General features: G+C 69.4%; 15 protein-coding genes. 6 read left to right on the forward strand and 9 right to left on the reverse strand.

The window, feature by feature from the left end:
* Positions 1-180: 180 nt before the first annotated feature.
* Genes glyS through Q8Q71_RS03690 form a run of 3 tightly spaced genes read right to left on the reverse strand, consistent with a single transcriptional unit; the run spans position 181 to position 3,734 of the window.
* A complete protein-coding gene (glyS, locus tag Q8Q71_RS03680; RefSeq protein WP_305758284.1) occupies positions 181-2,340 on the reverse strand; it encodes a glycine--tRNA ligase subunit beta in 2,160 nt (719 codons plus the stop codon).
* Positions 2,341-2,850 (reverse strand): YegJ family protein, encoded by a 510-nt coding sequence (locus tag Q8Q71_RS03685; protein ID WP_305758285.1) that lies wholly within the window; start codon positions 2,848-2,850, stop codon positions 2,341-2,343. It abuts the gene before it with no gap.
* On the reverse strand, positions 2,847-3,734 hold the full coding sequence (locus tag Q8Q71_RS03690; RefSeq protein ID WP_305758286.1) for a glycine--tRNA ligase subunit alpha: 888 nt from the start codon (positions 3,732-3,734) through the stop codon (positions 2,847-2,849). The genes Q8Q71_RS03685 and Q8Q71_RS03690 overlap by 4 nt, the downstream gene beginning before the upstream one ends.
* A gap of 110 nt (positions 3,735-3,844) precedes the next feature.
* On the opposite strand from Q8Q71_RS03690, the gene Q8Q71_RS03695 reads away from it, so the two are divergent.
* The gene (locus tag Q8Q71_RS03695) at positions 3,845-4,582 is read left to right on the forward strand and encodes a polysaccharide deacetylase family protein (RefSeq protein ID WP_305758287.1); all 738 of its coding nucleotides are present in this window, start codon (positions 3,845-3,847) and stop codon (positions 4,580-4,582) included.
* A 12-nt stretch (positions 4,583-4,594) separates the two neighbouring features.
* On the opposite strand, the gene Q8Q71_RS03700 is transcribed toward Q8Q71_RS03695, so the two are convergent.
* The 5 genes from Q8Q71_RS03700 to Q8Q71_RS03720 form a co-directional block, all read right to left on the reverse strand.
* Positions 4,595-5,518 (reverse strand): hypothetical protein, encoded by a 924-nt coding sequence (locus tag Q8Q71_RS03700; protein WP_305758288.1) that lies wholly within the window; start codon positions 5,516-5,518, stop codon positions 4,595-4,597.
* Positions 5,519-5,620: 102 nt separating this feature from the next.
* Positions 5,621-6,616: a fasciclin domain-containing protein gene (locus tag Q8Q71_RS03705; RefSeq protein WP_305758289.1), complete on the reverse strand. Its 996-nt coding sequence runs from the start codon at positions 6,614-6,616 to the stop codon at positions 5,621-5,623.
* 203 nt (positions 6,617-6,819) lie between these two features.
* A complete protein-coding gene (locus tag Q8Q71_RS03710) occupies positions 6,820-7,701 on the reverse strand; it encodes a 4-(cytidine 5'-diphospho)-2-C-methyl-D-erythritol kinase (protein WP_305758290.1) in 882 nt (293 codons plus the stop codon).
* Between the two features lie 3 nt (positions 7,702-7,704).
* Positions 7,705-9,570 carry a hypothetical protein gene (locus tag Q8Q71_RS03715; protein ID WP_305758291.1) on the reverse strand — a complete coding sequence of 622 codons (1,866 nt, stop codon included), beginning with the start codon at positions 9,568-9,570 and terminating at the stop codon, positions 7,705-7,707.
* A 67-nt stretch (positions 9,571-9,637) separates the two neighbouring features.
* Complete coding sequence (locus Q8Q71_RS03720; protein ID WP_305758292.1) at positions 9,638-11,389, reverse strand: electron transfer flavoprotein-ubiquinone oxidoreductase; 1,752 nt, start codon at positions 11,387-11,389, stop codon at positions 9,638-9,640.
* 97 nt (positions 11,390-11,486) lie between these two features.
* On the opposite strand from Q8Q71_RS03720, the gene Q8Q71_RS03725 reads away from it, so the two are divergent.
* On the forward strand, positions 11,487-12,275 hold the full coding sequence (locus tag Q8Q71_RS03725; protein WP_305758293.1) for a uracil-DNA glycosylase family protein: 789 nt from the start codon (positions 11,487-11,489) through the stop codon (positions 12,273-12,275).
* Positions 12,276-12,433: 158 nt separating this feature from the next.
* Positions 12,434-14,098 (forward strand): lytic transglycosylase domain-containing protein, encoded by a 1,665-nt coding sequence (locus Q8Q71_RS03730; RefSeq protein ID WP_305758294.1) that lies wholly within the window; start codon positions 12,434-12,436, stop codon positions 14,096-14,098.
* Between the two features lie 189 nt (positions 14,099-14,287).
* Here the strand turns inward: Q8Q71_RS03730 and Q8Q71_RS03735 are convergent, their stop codons facing one another.
* Positions 14,288-14,938, reverse strand: coding sequence for a glutathione S-transferase (locus Q8Q71_RS03735; protein ID WP_305758295.1), 651 nt, complete (start codon positions 14,936-14,938; stop codon positions 14,288-14,290).
* Between the two features lie 116 nt (positions 14,939-15,054).
* Here Q8Q71_RS03735 and Q8Q71_RS03740 point away from each other — a divergent pair, with 116 nt between their 5' ends.
* Genes Q8Q71_RS03740 through Q8Q71_RS03750 form a run of 3 tightly spaced genes read left to right on the forward strand, consistent with a single transcriptional unit; the run spans position 15,055 to position 18,632 of the window.
* On the forward strand, positions 15,055-16,803 hold the full coding sequence (locus Q8Q71_RS03740; RefSeq protein WP_305758296.1) for a hypothetical protein: 1,749 nt from the start codon (positions 15,055-15,057) through the stop codon (positions 16,801-16,803).
* 33 nt (positions 16,804-16,836) lie between these two features.
* Positions 16,837-18,138 carry an adenylosuccinate lyase gene (gene purB / locus Q8Q71_RS03745; RefSeq protein WP_305758297.1) on the forward strand — a complete coding sequence of 434 codons (1,302 nt, stop codon included), beginning with the start codon at positions 16,837-16,839 and terminating at the stop codon, positions 18,136-18,138.
* Entirely contained in the window at positions 18,135-18,632 is a 498-nt protein-coding gene (locus tag Q8Q71_RS03750; RefSeq protein ID WP_305758298.1) for a DNA-deoxyinosine glycosylase, read from the forward strand. The genes purB and Q8Q71_RS03750 overlap by 4 nt, the downstream gene beginning before the upstream one ends.
* Positions 18,633-18,677 lie beyond the last annotated feature (45 nt).

Consider the following 18,677-nt stretch of genomic DNA (forward strand, 5'->3'; position numbering starts at 1 on the left):
CTCGCCCCATTCCTTCTCCCCTTGCGGGAGAAGGTGGCAGCCGAAGGCTGACGGATGAGGGGTCGCACAAGCGGTTCCGGAGAGCGATCGCCCCCCGCCAGATATCCTTCCGGCGGAATGACCCCTCATCCGACCCGCTTCGCGGGCCACCTTCTCCCGCAAGGGGAGAAGGACGCTGATTTACCCCGCGACCTGGCCGAAGTCCGCCACCCGGCCCATGACCGCACGGACCCGGCCCAGCAGTTTCAGGCGGTTGTCGCGTTCCGCGGCCACGTCGGAATTGACCATCACCTTGTCGAAGAAGGCGTCGACCGGCGCGCGCAGCAGGGAGAGCTGACGCATGGCCTCGGCGAAGTCCTCGGTCTCCAGCGCCTTGCCGACCTCGAAGTCCGCGCCGGCGACGGCGAGGATCAGCGCGACCTCCTGGGCAAGCGCGCCCTCGCGCACGGCCGGTTCGCCGGTCGGCACGGGGCCCTTCTTCTCCTCGGCCCTGAGGATGTTGGACGCCCGCTTGTACCCGGCCAGCAGATTGGCCCCGTCGTCCGTGGCGAGGAAGCCGTCGAGGGCCTCCACCCGCCGCACGATGCGGACGAGGTCGTCGTCCCCCAGCGCGAAGACGGCATCGACGAGGTCGTGGCGCTTGCCCTGATCGCGGAGGAGCACCTTCAGACGGTCGGCGAAGAAGGCGAGGAGGTCACCGGCTCGCGGATCGTTGCCATTTGAATTTCGAACTGTCGCTCGTCCCGCCGCAAACGACCCCCCAGCGGCGCGTCGCTCAGCGACATGTCGTTGGAAGGTGCCTTCATCCACGCGGTCATAGGCCGTGGTTGCAAGGGAAAGCAGTCGGGCCCGCATGCCGGTCTCCAGCACCAGCCGGATCACCCCCAACGCCGCCCGTCGCAGGGCGAACGGGTCCTTCGACCCCGTGGGCTTCTCATCAATGGCGAAGAACCCGACCAACGTGTCCAGCTTGTCCGCCAGAGCCACCGCCACCGTCAGCGGCGCGGTCGGCACGGAGTCCGCCGGCCCCTGCGGCTTGTAGTGATCGCGGACGGCGTCGGCGACGGCGTCCGGATGGCCGAAGGCGCGGGCGTAGTAGCCGCCCATGACGCCCTGAAGCTCCGGGAACTCCCCGACCATGCCGGAAGCCAGATCGGCCTTGGCGATCCGCGCGGCGGCCTCGGCCTGATCCGGGTCAGCCCCCACCAGCGGCGCGATCTCGCGGGCCAGCGCCGCGATCCGCTCGACCCGCTCGGCCAGCGTCCCCAGCTTCGCATGGAAGGTCACCCCCTCCAGCTTCTTGGCCCAGACCTCGAACCCGGTTTTCAGGTCCTCGTCCCAGAAGAAGCGGGCATCATCCAGACGGGCCGACAACACCCGGCTGTTGCCGGCGGCCAGGGCCTTGCCCCCGTCGGTCGCCTCGACATTGGCCACGACCACGAAATGCGGGGCCAGCCCGTGCGTCCCCGGATCGCGCACGGCGAAATATTTCTGGTGCGTCTTCATCGACAGCCGGACCACCTCGGGCGGCAGGCTGAGGAAGGCCGGGTCCATGTCGCCGAGGATCGGCGTCGGCCATTCTGCGAGGCCGGCGACCTCGTCCAGCAGGCCGTCGTCATCGACCAGCGCGAGGCCCCGGTCGGCGCAGACCTTCCGCGCGCCCTCGAGGATGCGCAGCTTGCGGTCGGCGACGTCGAGGATGACGTGGTTGGACTCCAGCTGGCGGCGGTAGTCGGCGAAGTCGCGGATCTTCAGCGGTCGCCCCGTGCCCATGAAGCGATGGCCTTCGGTCGCGTCGAAGGTCTCGATCCCCTGAACCCGCCCGCCCAGATCGGGCGAACCGTCCGCCACGGTGAAGGGCACGACCTTGCCGTCGAACAGGCACAGGATGCGCTTCAGCGGCCGCACCCAGCGCAGCGTCCCGTCGGCCCAGCGCATCGACTTCGGCCACGGAAACCCGCGGATGATCTGGTCGACCATGCCCGGTATCAGAGCGGCGGTGGCCTGGCCCTGGCTGCGGAGGACGGCGAAGAAGACGCCGTCGCGCTCGACGAGCTGGTCCTTCGTCAGGCCGGTCTTGCGCAGGAAGCCGTCCAGCGCCTGTTCCGGCGCATTGGCCCGCGGCCCCTTGACCTCTTCCTCCCGGTCGGGCGTCGCCGCCGGCAGCCCCTCGACCACCAGCGTCAGCCGCCGCGGCCCGGCGAAGGTCGTCAGGGCGTCATACGTCAGCCCGGCGGCCTTCAGCCGTTCGGCGGCCATGCGCTCGAGATCGCGCGCGGCGCCGCCCTGCATGCGGGCGGGGATTTCTTCGGAAAATAGTTCGAGGAGAAGCTGGGGCATCTAGTCCGAAGTCGGTTCAAGCGGAGTGTCTGAGAGGTAGGCGCGCATGCGCCGGGCGTCCTCGGGCGGCAGGTCGGACAGCATGGCCCGGCCGGTGAAATTGCCCCACATCCGGTCGTGGCGGACATAGGTCCAGTCCGAAATCTGGTTGGCCTCGAACAGGACCGGCGAGCCCTGGACCATGCCCGGCAGGCGGCGCGGGTGGTTGTACAGGCGTCCGGCGAAACCGTCCGGGGTGACCGTCACCCCCTCGACCCAGATGTGCTCGCGCCCGCCGTTGCTGGCCGGCAGGGCCACCTTCAGCATCTCGCCGCCATTCGGTTCGCCGGCCGACAATCGCGCCCAGAAGACCGGCAGCGTGCGCCGCGCCTCCTCGATGGCGGCGTTCATCTCCGTGTCGCCGGACTGGTAGTCGATGAAGGCCTCGCCGTCCTGGGCGAAGGCCGGGACCGCGACGGCGGCGGTCAGCGAAAGGGCCGCGACGGCGGCCAGACAGATACGGGCGATCATGATCGTGCTCTCTCCTGCTCAACCCATTCGGTGGCGCAGGCTTTGCACAGGTCGCGGATGCGGCCGATGTAGCTCTGACGTTCAGCCACCGCGATGGCGCCGCGAGCATCCATCAGGTTGAACAGGTGGGATGCTTTCAGGACCTGATCATAGGCCGGCAGCACCAGCGCCTGATCCTGCGGACCCTTCATCGCGAGAAAACGTGTGACCTCACCGACCATGTCCTCGAACCGGCGTTTCAGCCCGTCGACGTCATAGCCGTGAAAATTGGCCTCGGACTGCTGGCGCTCGTTCTCGAGGAAAACCTCGCCATAGGTCAGGCCTTCCCTGGTGAACTTCAGGTCGTAGACGTTGTCGACGCCCTGGACGTACATCGCCAGACGCTCCAGCCCGTAGGTCAGCTCGCCCGAGACCACATCGACCTCGATGCCGCCCACGCCCTGGAAATAGGTGAACTGCGTCACCTCCATCCCGTCGCACCAGACTTCCCAGCCCAGTCCCCAGGCCCCGACAGTCGGGTTCTCCCAGTCGTCCTCGACGAAGCGGATGTCGTGCAGCTTCGGATCGATGCCGATCGCCTTCAGCGAGCCGAGGTAGAGGGCCTGCAGGTCGTCGGGGTTGGGCTTCAGGATGACCTGATACTGGTAATAGTGCTGGAGGCGGTTGGGGTTCTCGCCATAGCGGCCGTCGCCGGGGCGGCGGCTGGGCTGGACATAGGCGGCCTTCCACGGGCGCGGGCCGAGGGCGCGCAGAACGGTGGCCGGATGCAGGGTGCCGGCGCCGACCTCGATGTCATAGGGCTGGAGAATGGCGCAGCCCTGATCGCCCCAGTATTTGTGGAGCGTCAGGATCAGGTCCTGGAAGGCGAGCGGTTCGGGGGTCACGGCGGGCTTTTTCGTCCGGGGAAGAAGGCGGCGGACCCTAGACGGGCGGCCTTGGCCGGGCAAGGCGAGGCCAAACCGTTCCTTAAGCGCCGAGGGTGCATTCTGCACCCATGAAGCTGATCGACCAGATGCGCCGGCGTGCCGCGCGCTATCTCGACATCGAAGCGGTGACCATCGCGCCGGCGCGCGGCGCATTCTCGCTGAGCTTCGACGACATCCCGGCCAGCGCCTGGACCGAGGCGGGGCCGGTGCTGGCGGAACATGGGGTCAAGGCGACCTACTATGTCTGCGGCGGCCTCGCGGGCGGCCGCAACATGGACCGCGACCAGTTCGAGGTCGAGCATCTGCAGGCCCTGCACGCGGCGGGGCACGAGGTCGGTTGCCACACCTTCGGCCACACCAGCGCGCTGCGGATGGACGCCGACGCCCTGCGGCTGAGCCTCGACGCCAACGCCGCCTGGGTGGCCGAACGGCTGGACGGCTATCGCATGACCACCTTCGCCTGGCCGTTCGGGGACGCGACGCTGGGAGCCAAGCGGGTGGTGCGCGAGCGGTTCGATCTGGGCCGGGGCGTGCGCGACGGGGTCAACGCCGGGCGTGAGGATCGGGCGCTGATCCGGTCGATCGGACTGGAGAGCCGGCGCCTGCCCGGCTACGACCTCGAGGGGCTGATGGCGGAGGCGGCGGCGCGGCGCGGCTGGCTGACGGCCTACGGGCACGACGTCTCCGACCGGCCGACGGACTATGGCTGCACGCCCGACGACCTGGACCGGTTGCTGCGGCTGGCGAAGGCGGCGGGGCTGGAGGTGCTGCCGGTCGGGGCGGCGTGGGGCCGGGTCACAAAATAATCCGGGAACAGATCAGGCCGCTTCGGCCATCTCCGCGGCCTTGCGTCCATCCGCCCATCTGATCAGCGCGGCGCGAGGCCAGGCGACGATCCACGAGCGGGCCGTGTATTCGCCCTTTTCGATCAGGGCTGCGCGGGTCGGGGAACTGGTCGCGGCGCGCTGGGTATGGATGTCGCCGGGCCCCTGATGGATCATGAAGGCGCCGTGCTTCAGCGGATTGACCCGCAGATAGGCGAGACGCGGGCTGATCTGCTCCAGCGGCGGATCGTAGAACCAGGACGAGCCGAGCATGCCGGCCATCTCCGGGCGGCGTTTGAGGATCTCCGCGGCCGTCGCCCAGGCGCGGTCCCAGCCGGCCTCGTTGAAGTCGGACAGTTCGCGGCTTTCGGTATGCACCTCCAGCCAGGGCTTCCAGGCCTGGGCGGCGGCGTAGGCCGGGATCACCGACCAGCCCCAGCCCTCGCGGGCGTGGCGCAGGATCTGGCCCGGCCCCATCGGCGAGGACAGGTCGATCATCTGGGTGCGGGCGCCGGGCACGCTGAGAACCAGCGAGATGCGCACGTCCTTGGCCCAGAAGTCGCGATCATAGGGGTCGGCGGCGGCGGTCAGGAAGTCGGCGAGGCGCTGGATCCATTCCGGATAGAGCTCCATGACCGCGGGCGGCATGTTCGCGGCCGGAACCCGGGCCGGCATCTCCAGCGCCCAGATGGCGACGAGGGCGCGGCGATGGTCGTCGGTCAGGGCGCCGCCGAAGGCTTCGGCCAGCGCCTCTTCGGCGCGATGGCCGGGCTGGTCGAAATCCCAGTGCGGAGCCGAGGCCGCGGCGGCGTCCGCAGCGGCGTCCTTCAGGGCGTGGAGCCGGGCGCGGTCTTCGGCCGGCACGCGGGCCAGCACGGCTTCGAAGGCGGCGATCTGGTCGGGCGAGAGCGTTTCCATGCCCGACAGTCTGGCAGACACCGGTTTGCCGACGGTTAAGGCTGGAACAGGCGAAGGCGGCGGCCCTTCCGGGTCCGCCGCCTTCCCTGGCCCCCGCCCGGGTCAGTCTTTCGGCGTCGGAGCCGGATTCCCCGGATCCTCCTCGTCGTCCACCTGGCCGTCGGTCGGGTTCGGCACGGGCGGCGACTGCACCGTCGTGGTGGTGGCGGCGGGCTGGCCGGACGGCGCGGTCTCGCCTGTCGCCGGCCGGGTGGTCTGCGTCACGCCCGAACCCGGCGCCGGGGCGACGTCCGGGACGGCCGGGGCGGCCGGAGCGGGGTTGGTGGCAGCCGGCGAGGGCGAAGTCGCGGCCGGGGTTTCCCCCGGCAGGGTCGGCGGCGTCGGCACCGGCGCCTCCTCGACGGCGGCCTCGTCGGCGGGCGTCGGGGCCTCCTCGTCGCCCACGGCGACCATGGATTCGGCCGGGTTCAGCACCTTGTCGATGGCGAAGATCGCGCCGTTCGAGGCGTCGATGTCGGCGCGGGTGACCATGGCGCCGTCGACCCGAAGCGCCTCGCCCGTGCCGTCCAGCAACACCCGGGTGCGCGACGCGGTCTCGACCCCGCCCCGGGCGCCCCGAATCTGGGCCGAGGACACGTCGGCGACGATAACATGGTAGAGCAGCAGACTGCGCAGTTCCGCGGCGTTGGCCGGGTCCATCAGCCGCGCCCGCTCGGCTTCGGGCAGGGCGGCGAAGGCTTCGTCGGTCGGCGCGAAGATCGACACCGCGGGGCGCGACTTCAGGGTTTCGGTCAGCTGGGCGCGGTCCAGCGCGGCGAGCAGGGTGGTGAAATTGCCCTGGGCGGTCAGGACGTCGATGACGTTGTTCGCCTGGGCCGGCGTGGCGGCGGCGACAGCCTGCGCCGGAACCGCCGGCGCGGCGGGTTGGGCCGGAACCGCGCTCGTGGTCGCCGGCTCCGCCGGAGTCGCCGGCGTGGCGGGGGTGGCGGGCGTGGCCGGGACCGGCGACGGAGCCGGCGGCACGAGCGGATCCTGGGCGAAGGCGGCAGACGCGAGGGCGGTCGCGGCGGCGGCAGACAGCAATCCGAGGCGAAGCATGACAGTATCCCTTTCTGAAACGGAAGGCCGCAAAGGGAGGTCAAGCGCGGCCGTAAGCAACCAACACTATCAGGTGGAAAACCCAGCCGACCCGGCGGTTCCAATTCCTCGGGAATGATTGTGGAGATCGCTGTTTGAACCGAATCCGCATGAAGAAGATTCGCGTTAAGCTTCGCCGTGTCGGCGAACAGCCTGGCTTTATCTCAATTCAGCCGGGGGGACGCCAGTCTCGTGGACACAACCCACCAGTCGGGACGCGAGGCCGCCAGGAGGCGGGCGGCCTCGTCGGCCGCCGCCGCCGTGGCGAACAGGGCGAAGACGGTCGCGCCCGATCCGGACATCCGCGCCAGGCGCACGCCGGGCAGGGCTTCCACCGCCGCCAGGGCCTCGCCGATGACGGGCTGGAGCGCGACGGCCGGCGCCTGCAGGTCGTTGCGCTGGTCGGCCAGCCACGCGAGCACGGAGGCCGGATCCCAGCCGGAAGGCGGCCGGGGTCGATCCGCGGCCCGCACCGGCCCGGCGTCATAGGCCCCATAGACCGCGCCCGTCGGGGACGGGACCCCCGGATTGACCAGCAGTACGGGCAGGGGCGGCAGCCGGGGCTCGAAGGTCAGGCGCTCCCCCCGCCCCTCCGCCCAGGCGCTGCGGGCGTGCAGGCACATGGGGCCGTCGGCGCCCACCACGTCGGCGATCCCGGCCAGCGCCGCGTCGTCGAGGGGCAGGCCCAGCGCGTCGCGCGCCAGCCTCAGGGCCGCGCCGGCGTCGGACGAGCCGCCGCCCAGGCCGGCGGCGACGGGCAATCTCTTGTCCAGGGCGACCCTGAGCGGCGGATCGCCGACCCCCGCCGCCTCGCCGAGCGTCCGCAGGGCGCGCAGAACCAGGTTGTCGTCCCGGCCGTCCAGCGCCCCGGCGAAGGGCCCGGCGACCGTCAGCGACAGCCGGTCGGCCGGCTCGAGGGTCAGCCGGTCGCCGACGTCGGCGAAGGCGACGAGGCTTGCGAGAGGATGATAGCCGTCCGCGTCGACTGGTCCGATGTGAAGGAACAGATTGACCTTGGCGGGCGCCAGACGGGTGACCGCGGCCATGGCTCAGAGCTGGTCGGGCGATACCGACGGGACCGTCGACAGGCCGCGCGCCAGCTTCCGCTCGACCTCGGCGCGACGTTCGGCGTCGGGCTCCAGCGTCAGCACGCGGTTCCATTGCCATTCGGCCTCGCGACGGCGGCCGATCTGCCAGTAGGCGTCGCCCAGATGGTCGACAATGGTGGGGTTGGCCGGCAGCTTGTTGACGGCGCCCTCCAGGTTTTCGACGGCGGCTTCGTACTGGCCCTGCCGGAACTGGGCCCAGCCCAGGGAGTCCTGGATGGAGCCGTCCTCGGGCGAGGCCGCATGGGCCCGGGCCAGCATTTCGGCGCCCTGTTCGACCCTCCGGCCGCTGTCGACCCACATATAGCCCAGGTAGTTCAGGATGCCGGGATCCTCGGGCCGGGCCTGCAACGCCGCCCAGAGTTCGTTCTCCGCCTCGACCAGTCGACCGAGACCCTCAAGGGCGGCGCCCCTGAGAAAGCGGAATTCGACCGGCTGGCCCGGGACGTTCATCGTCGGCCGGTTGAGGATCTCCAGCGCCTCTTCGTGCAGTTCCATGTCTTCCAGCCCCGCGGCCAGTTCGAAAGCGAACGCCGGCTGGCCGGCGGCGGCCGCGTCAGCGCGCCGCAAGGCCTCCAGCGCCCGCGCCGCGTCTTCTTCCCCGGTGAAGGTGCGCGCGAGTCCTATCTGGGCGCGGGCATAGGTGATGGGATCGGCCTGGCTGACACGCCCGAAGGCTTCACGCGCCGATTCCGGTTGAGGACGCCGTCCCGCCGTGAAGCTCTGACCCAGCCGCAGGGCGGATTCGTCGCTCGGGTGCAGACTGTAGGCCAGGCGCCGATAGATGGCGGCGTAGTCATGCAGTTCCCCGGCGCTGGTTTGCATGGCGGCGAATTCCAGGGCGTCCGCCGCCCGTTCCAGATGATCCGGAGCGGCGGGAGGGCGGCCTCGAGCGGTAACCCGGGCGCGGGCGAGGACGGCCGCGGAGTCCGGATTGTCCCCGGTCAGGGCGGCGTCGTAGATCGCTAGCGCCTCGTCCCGCCGTCCGCGGCGTTCGAGGAATTCGGCGAAATCCATGGCGTACAGGAGGGAGCCGCCCGGCGTGGCCGTCAGCGTCCTGTATTCGGCCTCGGCTTCATCGAACCGGCGGCGGCTTTCCAGCAGGCTGGCGCGCTGCTGACGCAGGATCAGGCCTGCGGGGTCGGTCGCCGGAACATCGACGGCCTGCAGCGCCCTGTCCCAGTCGCCGGCGGCGCCGGCGATCGTCGGCGTCAGATAGCGGCCGGCGAGATCGAAGGGCGGAGCCAGCGGACGGGCCGTCATCATGGCCAGGCTGGCGGCGGCGTCCCCGGCCCGCAGCGTCTGAACCAGATCCACCATCCGGCCGGCGTCGACCAGATCGGGCATGCCCTCGACCATCGGCGTCAGGCGCGCCACGGCGTCCAGGTCGCCGGAGAACAGGCCGGACTTGAACGCCTCCTCGACGATCATGGGCTGCTCGGGAGTCAGGACCTGGGCTTCCGCCAGCAATTCCGCGCCCGTGGCGCGGTCGCCGCGGATGCTGGCCAGACGGCCGGACAGGTAGAGGCCGTAGGCGGACTGGCCCTCGGCGTCGCGCGGAACGGGCGACCAGACCGGGGGGATCGCGACGGCGAAGGGCGGCGCGGACTCGACCGGCCCGCCTTCCACCATGACCCCGGGCTCGCCCTCGAGAATGATCGCGGGTCCGGCGGGGGCCGGAACGGTCTCGTCCGGCGCGGGGACGACGACAGGCGCGTCCTGGGCCCGGGCCGACGATGTCGGCGAAGCCGAGGCCAGCGCCGTCAGGGCGCAACCGGTCAGGAGAAGGGCGAGGCGAGAGAGGCGCATGGCGCGACCCTCTCCGGATTATGCGGCGACGACAAGGCCTGCCGCCACCCCGGGGAGATTTTGGGCGTCACATATTCGGATAGTTGGGTCCGCCGCCGCCCTCGGGCGTGGTCCAGACGATGTTCTGCGACGGATCCTTGATGTCGCAGGTTTTGCAGTGGACGCAGTTCTGGGCGTTGATCTGGAAGCGCGGATTGCCCCCGGCCTCGTCGTACAGCACCTCGTACACCCCCGCCGGACAGTAGAGCCGCGCGGGCTCGCCGTACTCCGGCAGGTTCACCCGGATCGGGATCGAGGGATCCAGCAGCTTCAGGTGGGCCGGCTGTTCCTCGGCGTGGTTGGTGTTGGAGATAAAGACCGAGGACAGCTTGTCGAACGACAGCTTTCCGTCCGGCTTCGGATAGGCGATCGGCTTGTGCTTCGCGGCCTTCCCGGTCGACCCGGCATCGGTCTTTCCGTGCTTCAGCGTCCACGGGAGGTTCACGCGGAAGATCGACGAGAACCACATGTCGATCAGGCCCGCCGCCCCGCCCAGGGTCGTGCCCAGCTTCGACAAATAGGGTTTGGCGTTCCGGACCTGCTTCAGCTCCCGATAGACCCAGCTCTTCTCGTATGCCGTCTGGTATTCAACCAGTTGATCGCCCGAGCGCCCGGCGATGACGGCGTCATAGGCGGCGTCGGCGGCCAGCATGCCGGTCTTCATGGCGTTGTGGCTGCCCTTGATGCGGGGCACGTTCACGAAGCCGGCGGAACAGCCGATCAGAACGCCGCCGGGGAAGCTGAGCTTCGGCACCGACTGAAAACCGCCCTCGGTGATGGCGCGGGCGCCGTAGGAGACGCGGGTCCCGCCCTCCAGATGTTCGGCGATGGCCGGGTGGTGTTTGAAGCGCTGGAACTCGTCGAACGGCGACAGGAAGGGGTTCCTGTAGTTCAGGTGCACGACGTAGCCGATGGCCACGTAGCGGTCGCCGAAATGGTAGAGGAAACTGCCGCCGCCGGTGAATTCGTCCAGCGGCCAGCCGGTGGTGTGCTGGGCCAGGCCGGGGCGATGCTTCTCCGCCGGGACCTGCCACAGCTCCTTGAGGCCGATGCCGAATTTCTGCGGCTCAGCCGTGTCGCACAGGTTGTGGCGCGCCATGATGGTCTTGGCCAGGGAGCCGCGCACGCCCTCGGCGATGAAGACGTATTTGCCGTGCAACTCGATGCCGGGCTGGAAGTCGCCGGTCGGCTTGCCGTGGCGGTCGATGCCGAAGACGCCGGCGACCACGCCCTTCACCCGGCCGGACGGTTCGTCCCAGACCACGTGGCTGGCGGCCATGCCGGGATAGACCTCGACGCCCAGGGCTTCCGCCTGTTCGCCCAGCCAGCGCGCGACATTGCCCAGCGAGGCGATGTAGCAGCCGTCGTTGTGCATGATCGGCGGCAGCAGGGGCATCGGCAGGGAAGCCTGGCCCATCGGCCCCAGGATCATGAACCTGTCCTCGGCGACGGGCGTCTCCAGCGGCGCGCCGCGTTCCTTCCAGTCGGGGAAGAGCTCGTTCAGGGCCTTCGGGTCGATGACGGCGCCCGAGAGAATGTGGCCGCCGATCTCGGCCGACTTCTCCAGCACGGCGACGGTGATCTCCTTGCCGTCCTTTTCCGCCCGCTGCTTCAGGCGGATGGCGGCGGACAGGCCGGCGGGGCCGCCGCCGACGATGACGACGTCGTATTCCATCACCTCGCGTTCGACCCCGGCCAGGGCCTCGGCGGGCGGCAGCTTGTCGATCACGGCTTCCTGCCAGGCGTTCGCGGCGCCGCCTTCGATCGCTTCCTCGGCCATGGCCTGATGTCCTCGCGGTCAGTGGGGTCTCGGTGTTTTCCGCTTATCGGAAGGTGACGCAGGGGTGGTCAAGGACTATCCCTGTCCGGACCGAACCATGAGCCCGCAACCCCTCGACAGCGCCAGCGCCGAAAGCCTGCTCGCCTTCTGGCGCGACGCGGGGGTCGACGCCTGTTTCGAGGACGCGCCGGTCGACCGCACCCATGTCGCCCCGCCGCCGGCGGTGAAGGCGGTGGCGAAGGCCACGGCCTCGGTGACGGCGCCGGTCCACTCGGGGGACGCCGTGGCGGAGGCGCGGCGGCTGGCGGCGGGCGCGGACACGCTGGAGGCCCTGGGCCAGGCCATCGCCGCCTTCGAAGGCTGCCCCCTGCGCGGCATGGGAGCCAGACAGGCCGTCTTCAGCCGCGGCAATCCCGAGGCCGAGGTGCTGATCATCGGCGAGGGGCCCGGCGCGGAGGAGGACGAGCGCGGCCAGCCCTTCATCGGCAAGGCGGGCAAGCTGCTGGACCGGATGCTGGCAGAGGCGGGGCTGGAGGGTCGGGTGTTCATCACCAACACCGTCTTCTGGCGTCCGCCGGGCAACCGCACGCCGACCCCGGCCGAACAGGCCGTCTGCGCGCCCTTCGTCGAGCGCGCCTTCGCCTTGCTGAAGCCGAAGGCCGTGCTGCTGGTCGGGGCCGCGGCCTCGAAATCCGTGCTGGGAGCGGAGGAAGGCATCATGCGCCTGCGCGGGAACTGGAAGGAATGGCGGCTGGCCGAGGGGGCCGTGTCGGCTCCCGCGCTGCCGACGCTGCATCCCGCCTTCCTGCTGCGCCAGCCGCTGGCCAAGCGGCAGGCCTGGGCCGATCTGCTGTTGCTGGCGGCGCGGCTGGAAGCCCACGGCTGAGCTTGTTAACCCCCGCGACTCAAAACCGCCCCAAAAAGGGGACAAATCTTGACATGGGTCGGGGGCGGTGGCGCCTTTCTGGCCTGACGACCGAACGAACGGCGTTGAATGGCCCGAGTCGAGACGGGCGATTCAACGTTCCAAGGGGGGCCGCCGCAGTGCTGCTTGATTTCCGCCGTGCGATCTTCGCGCCGACGCTTGCCCTGGCGTTGTGCGCCGTGGCCGGCGTCGCGCACGCCGAAGAGGACGGCCGACGCGCCCTCTCCGCCCTGAGCCCGGCCGACCGTCTGAGCTACACCAGCGCCTTCGACGCCCTGCGCCGCGGCGACCTCGACGCCGCCCGGGCCTCGGCGCGGCAGGCCAATGACCGCGTCCTGCTGGGCCAGGTCGAGTTCGAACGGCTGTTTCACGCCGACTACTCAGCCACCTACGAGGAACTGGCCGCCTGGCTGGAGGAGTATGCCGACCTGCCGTGCGCCGATCGCGCCTACAATCTGGCCATGCGCCGGCGGCCGGACGGGGCGCCCGAGCCGCGGCGGCCCTCGCGCCTCGGCAGCCGGAACTGGAACAGCGTCGCGGCGGCGGGCGGCAATACCGAGGGCGACCCGTTGAAGGCCGCCCGCGTCGCCCTGAACCGCGACGACCTGACCGGCGCCGTCGCCCTCGGCGAACAACTCGGCGACTGGTGGACGGTGGGCCTCGCCCAGTACCGGCTCGGCGAATTCGGCAAGGCCACGACCGCCTTCGAGCGCGTGCTGGACAATCCGACCGAGGACGGCTGGGTGCGTTCCGGGGCCGCCTTCTGGGCCGCGCGGGCGGCGGGCCGGTCGAGTCAGCTGGACCGGGTCCAGCCCCTGTTGCGCCGGGCCGCGGCCTGGCCCGCGAGCTTCTACGGCCAGATCGCCCTGCGCCAGCTCGGCGAGGAGCCGGCCATCGAGAACCTCGGCCCGGTTCCGTACCAGCCGGCCGGCCTGCGACAGGCGTCGTACCAGCCTGACGAGCCGATCGGGGTGGACACCGACGAACTCGAGGACTTCATCCGCCAGGAACCGCGCGCGCGCCGCACCGTGGCCTTTTTTGAGGTCGGCCGCCGCCTCGACGCCCGCGACGAGCTGCGCACCGGCCTGCGCGAAGCCGTCACCGACCAGGGACGCCGCCTGTGGGCCGCGCTCGGCCGGGCGCTGGGGCCCCGGGTCACCGGCGCCGACGACGCCCGCCGCATCGACGCCGACCGCTATCCCCAGCCGGTGATCGAGCCGGAGGGCGGCTTCACCATCGAGCGCTCGCTGGTCTACGCCATCGCCCGCAAGGAAACCGACTTCAACGCCCGCGCCCGGTCGCCGGTCGGGGCCTATGGCCTGATGCAGGTGATGCCGACCACGGCCGCCGAACTGTCGGGCGACCGGGGCTTCGTCAGCGAGCCCGAACGGCTGTTCCAGCCCAACGTCAACGCCCGGCTGGGCCAGGCCTATGTGAACCGGGTGCTGGCCATGCCGGCGATCAACGGCGACCTGCTGCGGGCCGCGGCCTCGTACAACGCCGGGCCGGGACCGATGGTGGCGGCGGTGCGCAAGCTGGGCCCGGACGCCGATCCGCTGCTGCTGATCGAGACGATCGACGTGCCCCAGGCCCGCGACTATGTGGAAAAGGTCGTGGCGGCCTACTGGATCTACCAGCGCATGAACGGACGGCCGCTGAACACCCTGGACGCCGTGGCCTCGGGCGCGACGGCGATCTCGCTGGCGCTGGACTATGTGGCCCCGCCCCCGGTTCCGGCGCAGGCCGTCGAGGTGGCCTCGGTTCCGACTGTCAGCGCCAACTAGGTGATGCTGACCAGCAGCAGGGCCGGCAGGCAGCAGGCGATCACGATCAGCAGGCCGTAGACCATCAGGCTGGGGCGACGGGCGCCGGGCTGCTGGACGGGCATGGACATGGCGGACCCCTGAACGCTTCCGCGCTCGTGAAGGTCGAAACATACCGCCGTTGTCTTAAGGCGGGGTTCCGGGGTCCGGTTAACGGACCGCCAACGCCTCCGTGGACCATTCGAGGAAATCGGGCTGGGCCAGCAGGGCGTCGCGATAGGCGGCGGCCGCGCCGTCGTCGCCGTGGGCGGCGAGATCGATCTGGAAATGCCGGAACCGCGCGGCCACCGGGGTGAAGAAGGCGTCCGGCACGGACCAGTCGCCGAACAGATACGGCCCGCCGGCGCCGAACCGGGTCCGCATCTCCCGCCACAGGGCGACGATGCGGCGGATGTCCCTTGTGACGGCCTCGCCTGTCGGCGGCGGCGAGCGGTCCGGGCCGACCATGGTGTGATCCGGTCCCATGCCGCATTCGGTGCGCAGGCCCATGAAGCCGCCGTGCATCTCGCAGGCGGCGGACCGGGCCAGCCAGCGGGCGTGGGGATCGGCCGGCCACAGTTTCGCTTCAGGATAGCGTTCGGCGCACCAGACCGAGATGGCCATGGAGTCCCAGATGGTCTCGCCCTCGACCCTGAGCAGGGGCACCAGGCGCGAGGGAGATATCCGCTCGAGCTCGGCCTGTCCGGCCGGCGTATAGATGTCGATCTCGCGCACGGCGAAGTCCGCCTTGCAGCGCTTCAGCACCAGCCAGGGCCGCAGCGACCAGGTGGAGTACAGCCGGGGTCCGATGATCAGTTCCATGATCTCGCATTTAAGGACCGGAACCCAATCCGTCCAAGGGGTTCGCCGCCACTTTAAAAAAACACTGTTCCACGCCGGATGAATTCGTGTTTGGATTGCATGGACGGGAGATCACCATGAAGAGCAGCATCCTGACGCTTGCCGCGACGGCCGTGTCCATCCTGGCGGCCCCTGCCTGGGCTCAAGACCCCCAGGCGCCCTTTCCCGCGCAGACAGGGAACAACGGAGCCCGCTCGTTCAGCGGCTGGGTAGAAGACGAAATGCAGGCCATGGTGCGATCCTGCACAGGCTCGACGGGCACGCTGACGTTGGAGAGACGGGCGCTGCCATGGAGGCTGGTCAGGCGGCCCGCCACTGCCATCCCGGTCAACCTCCAGCAGAAGCTTCGGCTCGATCAGCCGCAATGGGTAATGGTGGAGACCGACAACTCCGTTAGCCGGATTTTCGCGACGATCTTCGATCGAGATCCGCGAACCGCGCCCAATCCCGGCCGGTCCTACCTCGTGCTCGACGACGGGACCGGAAGTGTCCCTGTTCCGCTCGCAGGCGAGAATCTCGTAGCCTACCAGAGCGACTGTAATACCAGTCTGTCCGCTGCCCTATCGCAGGATAGCGAGTTCAGCATAGCCGTGGCCAGCCTGAAGAATTCGCTTTCCGCGCAATACCAAGCTTCGGGGGTCTACAGGATCAATCTGGTGAGGGGTCATTTCCAGTCCCCGCTGGGAAGCGTCTTCCACGCTCCGCAACCCGGACCGAGCGAAATCGCTCCGCTGACTGCCGGAACCGCGCTTTGGCTCTGGTACTACGCCGACCCTGCGAGACGCACCCGGGCACACTACATGGTCAGCGACTTCCATGGCACAGCACTGCTGCAGCAGGCGACCTCAGACGACGAGACTGTGTTCGAAGGGGAGGCTTCCGGCGGCGCCCGGGTCGCCACGATCGGGGCATCAGCCAGCGTGCAAGGCGCCATCGGCCGCAGGAACCACCTCACGTCCCTGGTCACGGCGATTGCCTATGACCAGAACGCATCCGGCCAGCGTTGGAACATCATACCCCTTCCGTCAGTGGAAACCGCCGCCCAGATATTCGCCGACCATGCACGAGCAACGTTCGAGAGGGGCAGGTCCGATAGCACGGAACTGATCGACACCTCGGAAGTGATGCTGATCCATTCGTTTGCCGGAATTCCCCAGGCCCTTTGCGCTCCCCGATGGGAGATCTCGGAGCCTGGGCTGAGGCCGTCCGATGTTCATTTCGATGTCGCGTCGAGACTTTGCCTCTTCGAAACAGTTTACACGCCCACGGCGTCCATGGTCGCCAATGGAGGCAATCTGACGTTCTCCTTCCGGTGGAAATTCGGAGCGACGGCGGACGGCGCTGATCTCGTGCTGCGAACCCTGCCTGTGCCCTTCACCAGACTGGAAGCTCCGGCTATCCAACTGGAGGCAGGAGACCCCGAGCCACGCGTAGGCGACGCCGACTCAGCCGGCTATTCGTCCCTGACCTGGGCAAAGGTCTATGCGCTGACCGATCCTCAATTGGCGACCCGCAAGGTTCAGCGGATCGTCATGGAGGACTTGATGATCCTGTGCGACGGCCGCGCGCCGATCTCCGTGACAGAGAGTCCCGCCGTGATTGCCTTGGACGGCCAGACCCGGAAGGTGAACCTGACCCTTGTGGCGCAGATTCCCTATCCCGTTTCGGCTGGCGCCGGGACGGATCGCTGCCAGATCACCGGCACGGTCGAGTATATCCTGCAGAACAACCAACGGGTCACGCGAGCCTTTCCCGCGAGCAACGGCTACGTCTACGTGCCGAAAATGCCGGCTCCTCGGTCGGGTCCGGAGGCCGCAATAACTTGACTTGTGGGCATTGCCGGAAGACACCCCGCGCCCATGATCAGCCGCTATTCCCGCCCCGCCGCCGTCGCCATCTGGTCACAGGAGACCAAATACCGGATCTGGTTCGAGATCGAGGCCCACGCCGCCACGAAGATGGCCGAACTGGGCGTGATTCCCGTTGAAGCCGCCGAGGCGATCTGGGCCAAGGGCGAGGATGCGGTGTTCGACGCCGACCGCATCGACGAGATCGAGCGCACCACCAAACACGACGTCATCGCCTTCCTGACCCATGTGGCGGAGATCGTTGGCGACGAGGCGCGCTTTCTTCATCAGGGCATGACCTCGTCGGACGTGCTGGACACCTGTTTCGCGGTGCAGCTGGCGCGCGCCTCGGACCTGCTGGTCGAGGGCGTCGACCGGGTTCTGGCGGCGCTGGAGACGCGGGCGAGGGAGCACAAATTCACCCCCTGCGTCGGGCGCAGCCACGGCATCCACGCCGAGCCGGTGACCTTCGGCCTCAAGCTGGCGGGCTACCACGCCGAATTCCAGCGGGCGAAGCGCCGGCTGCTGACCGCCAGGGAAGAGATCGCCACCTGCGCCATCTCGGGGGCCGTCGGCACCTTCGCCAACGTCGATCCGGCGGTCGAGCAGTATGTGGCCGACAAGATGGGTTTGGCCGTCGAGCCGGTCTCGACCCAGGTGATACCGCGCGATCGCCACGCCGCCTTCTTCGCCGCCCTGGGCGTGGTCGCCTCCTCGGTCGAGCGGCTGGCGATCGAGATCCGCCACCTGCAGCGCACCGAGGTTCTGGAGGCCGAAGAGCCGTTCGATCCGGGCCAGAAGGGTTCGTCGGCCATGCCGCACAAGCGCAATCCGATCCTGACCGAGAACCTGACCGGTCTGGCCCGGCTGGTCCGCTCGGCCGTGGTGCCGGCGATGGAGAACGTCGCCCTCTGGCACGAGCGCGACATCAGCCATTCCTCGGTCGAGCGCGGCATCGGGCCGGACGCCACCGTCCACCTGGACTTCGCCCTGCATCGTCTGGCGGGGGTGGTCGAGCGGTTGCAGGTCTATCCGGTCAATATGGAGAAGAACCTGAACCTGCTGGGCGGGCTGGTGCATTCCCAGCGCGTCATGCTGGCCCTGACCCAGGCGGGGGTATCGCGCGAGGACGCCTATGCGGCGGTGCAGGAGAACGCCATGAAGGTCTGGCGCGGCGAGGGCCGGTTCCTGGATTTCCTCAAGGCCGACGCGCGCGTGACCCTGCCGGCGGAACAGCTCGAGGCGCTGTTCGACCTCGGCTACCACACCAAACACGTGGACACGGTGTTCGCGCGGGTGTTCGGCGCGGCGTGAGCCTCAAGCGCGCCTTCGACCCGGTCGTCGATGCGAATACGCGCCTGCTGATCCTCGGCAGCCTGCCCGGCGACGCCTCCCTGAAGGCGGGTCAGTACTATGGCCATCCGCAGAACGGGTTCTGGCGGCTGGTCGGCGGGGTAATCGGGCTCGACCTCGTCGCCCTGCCCTATCCCGATCGGCTTGAGGCGCTGAAAGAGGCGGGCGTCGGCCTGTGGGACGTCATCGCCCGCGCCCATCGGCCAGGCAGTCTGGACGCCGCCATCCGCGACGCCGAGGCGGCGGACCTGAACCTTCTGGTGGGGCGACTGCCGCAACTTCGCGCCGTGGCGTTCAACGGCGGCACGGCGGCGCGGATCGGGCGGCGGACCCTGGGTTCCGCCCGGGGACTGAGTCTGATCGACCTGCCGTCCTCAAGCCCCGCCCACACCCGATCCCTCGAATCCAAGGCCGAAGCCTGGGACAGGCTGAAATCCTTCGTGGCCGGGCCCTGACGGAATCGCTGAAACGACAAGGGCCGCTCCATCGCTGGAGCGGCC

The organism is Brevundimonas sp., assembly GCF_030704825.1.
GTDB lineage: Bacteria > Pseudomonadota > Alphaproteobacteria > Caulobacterales > Caulobacteraceae > Brevundimonas.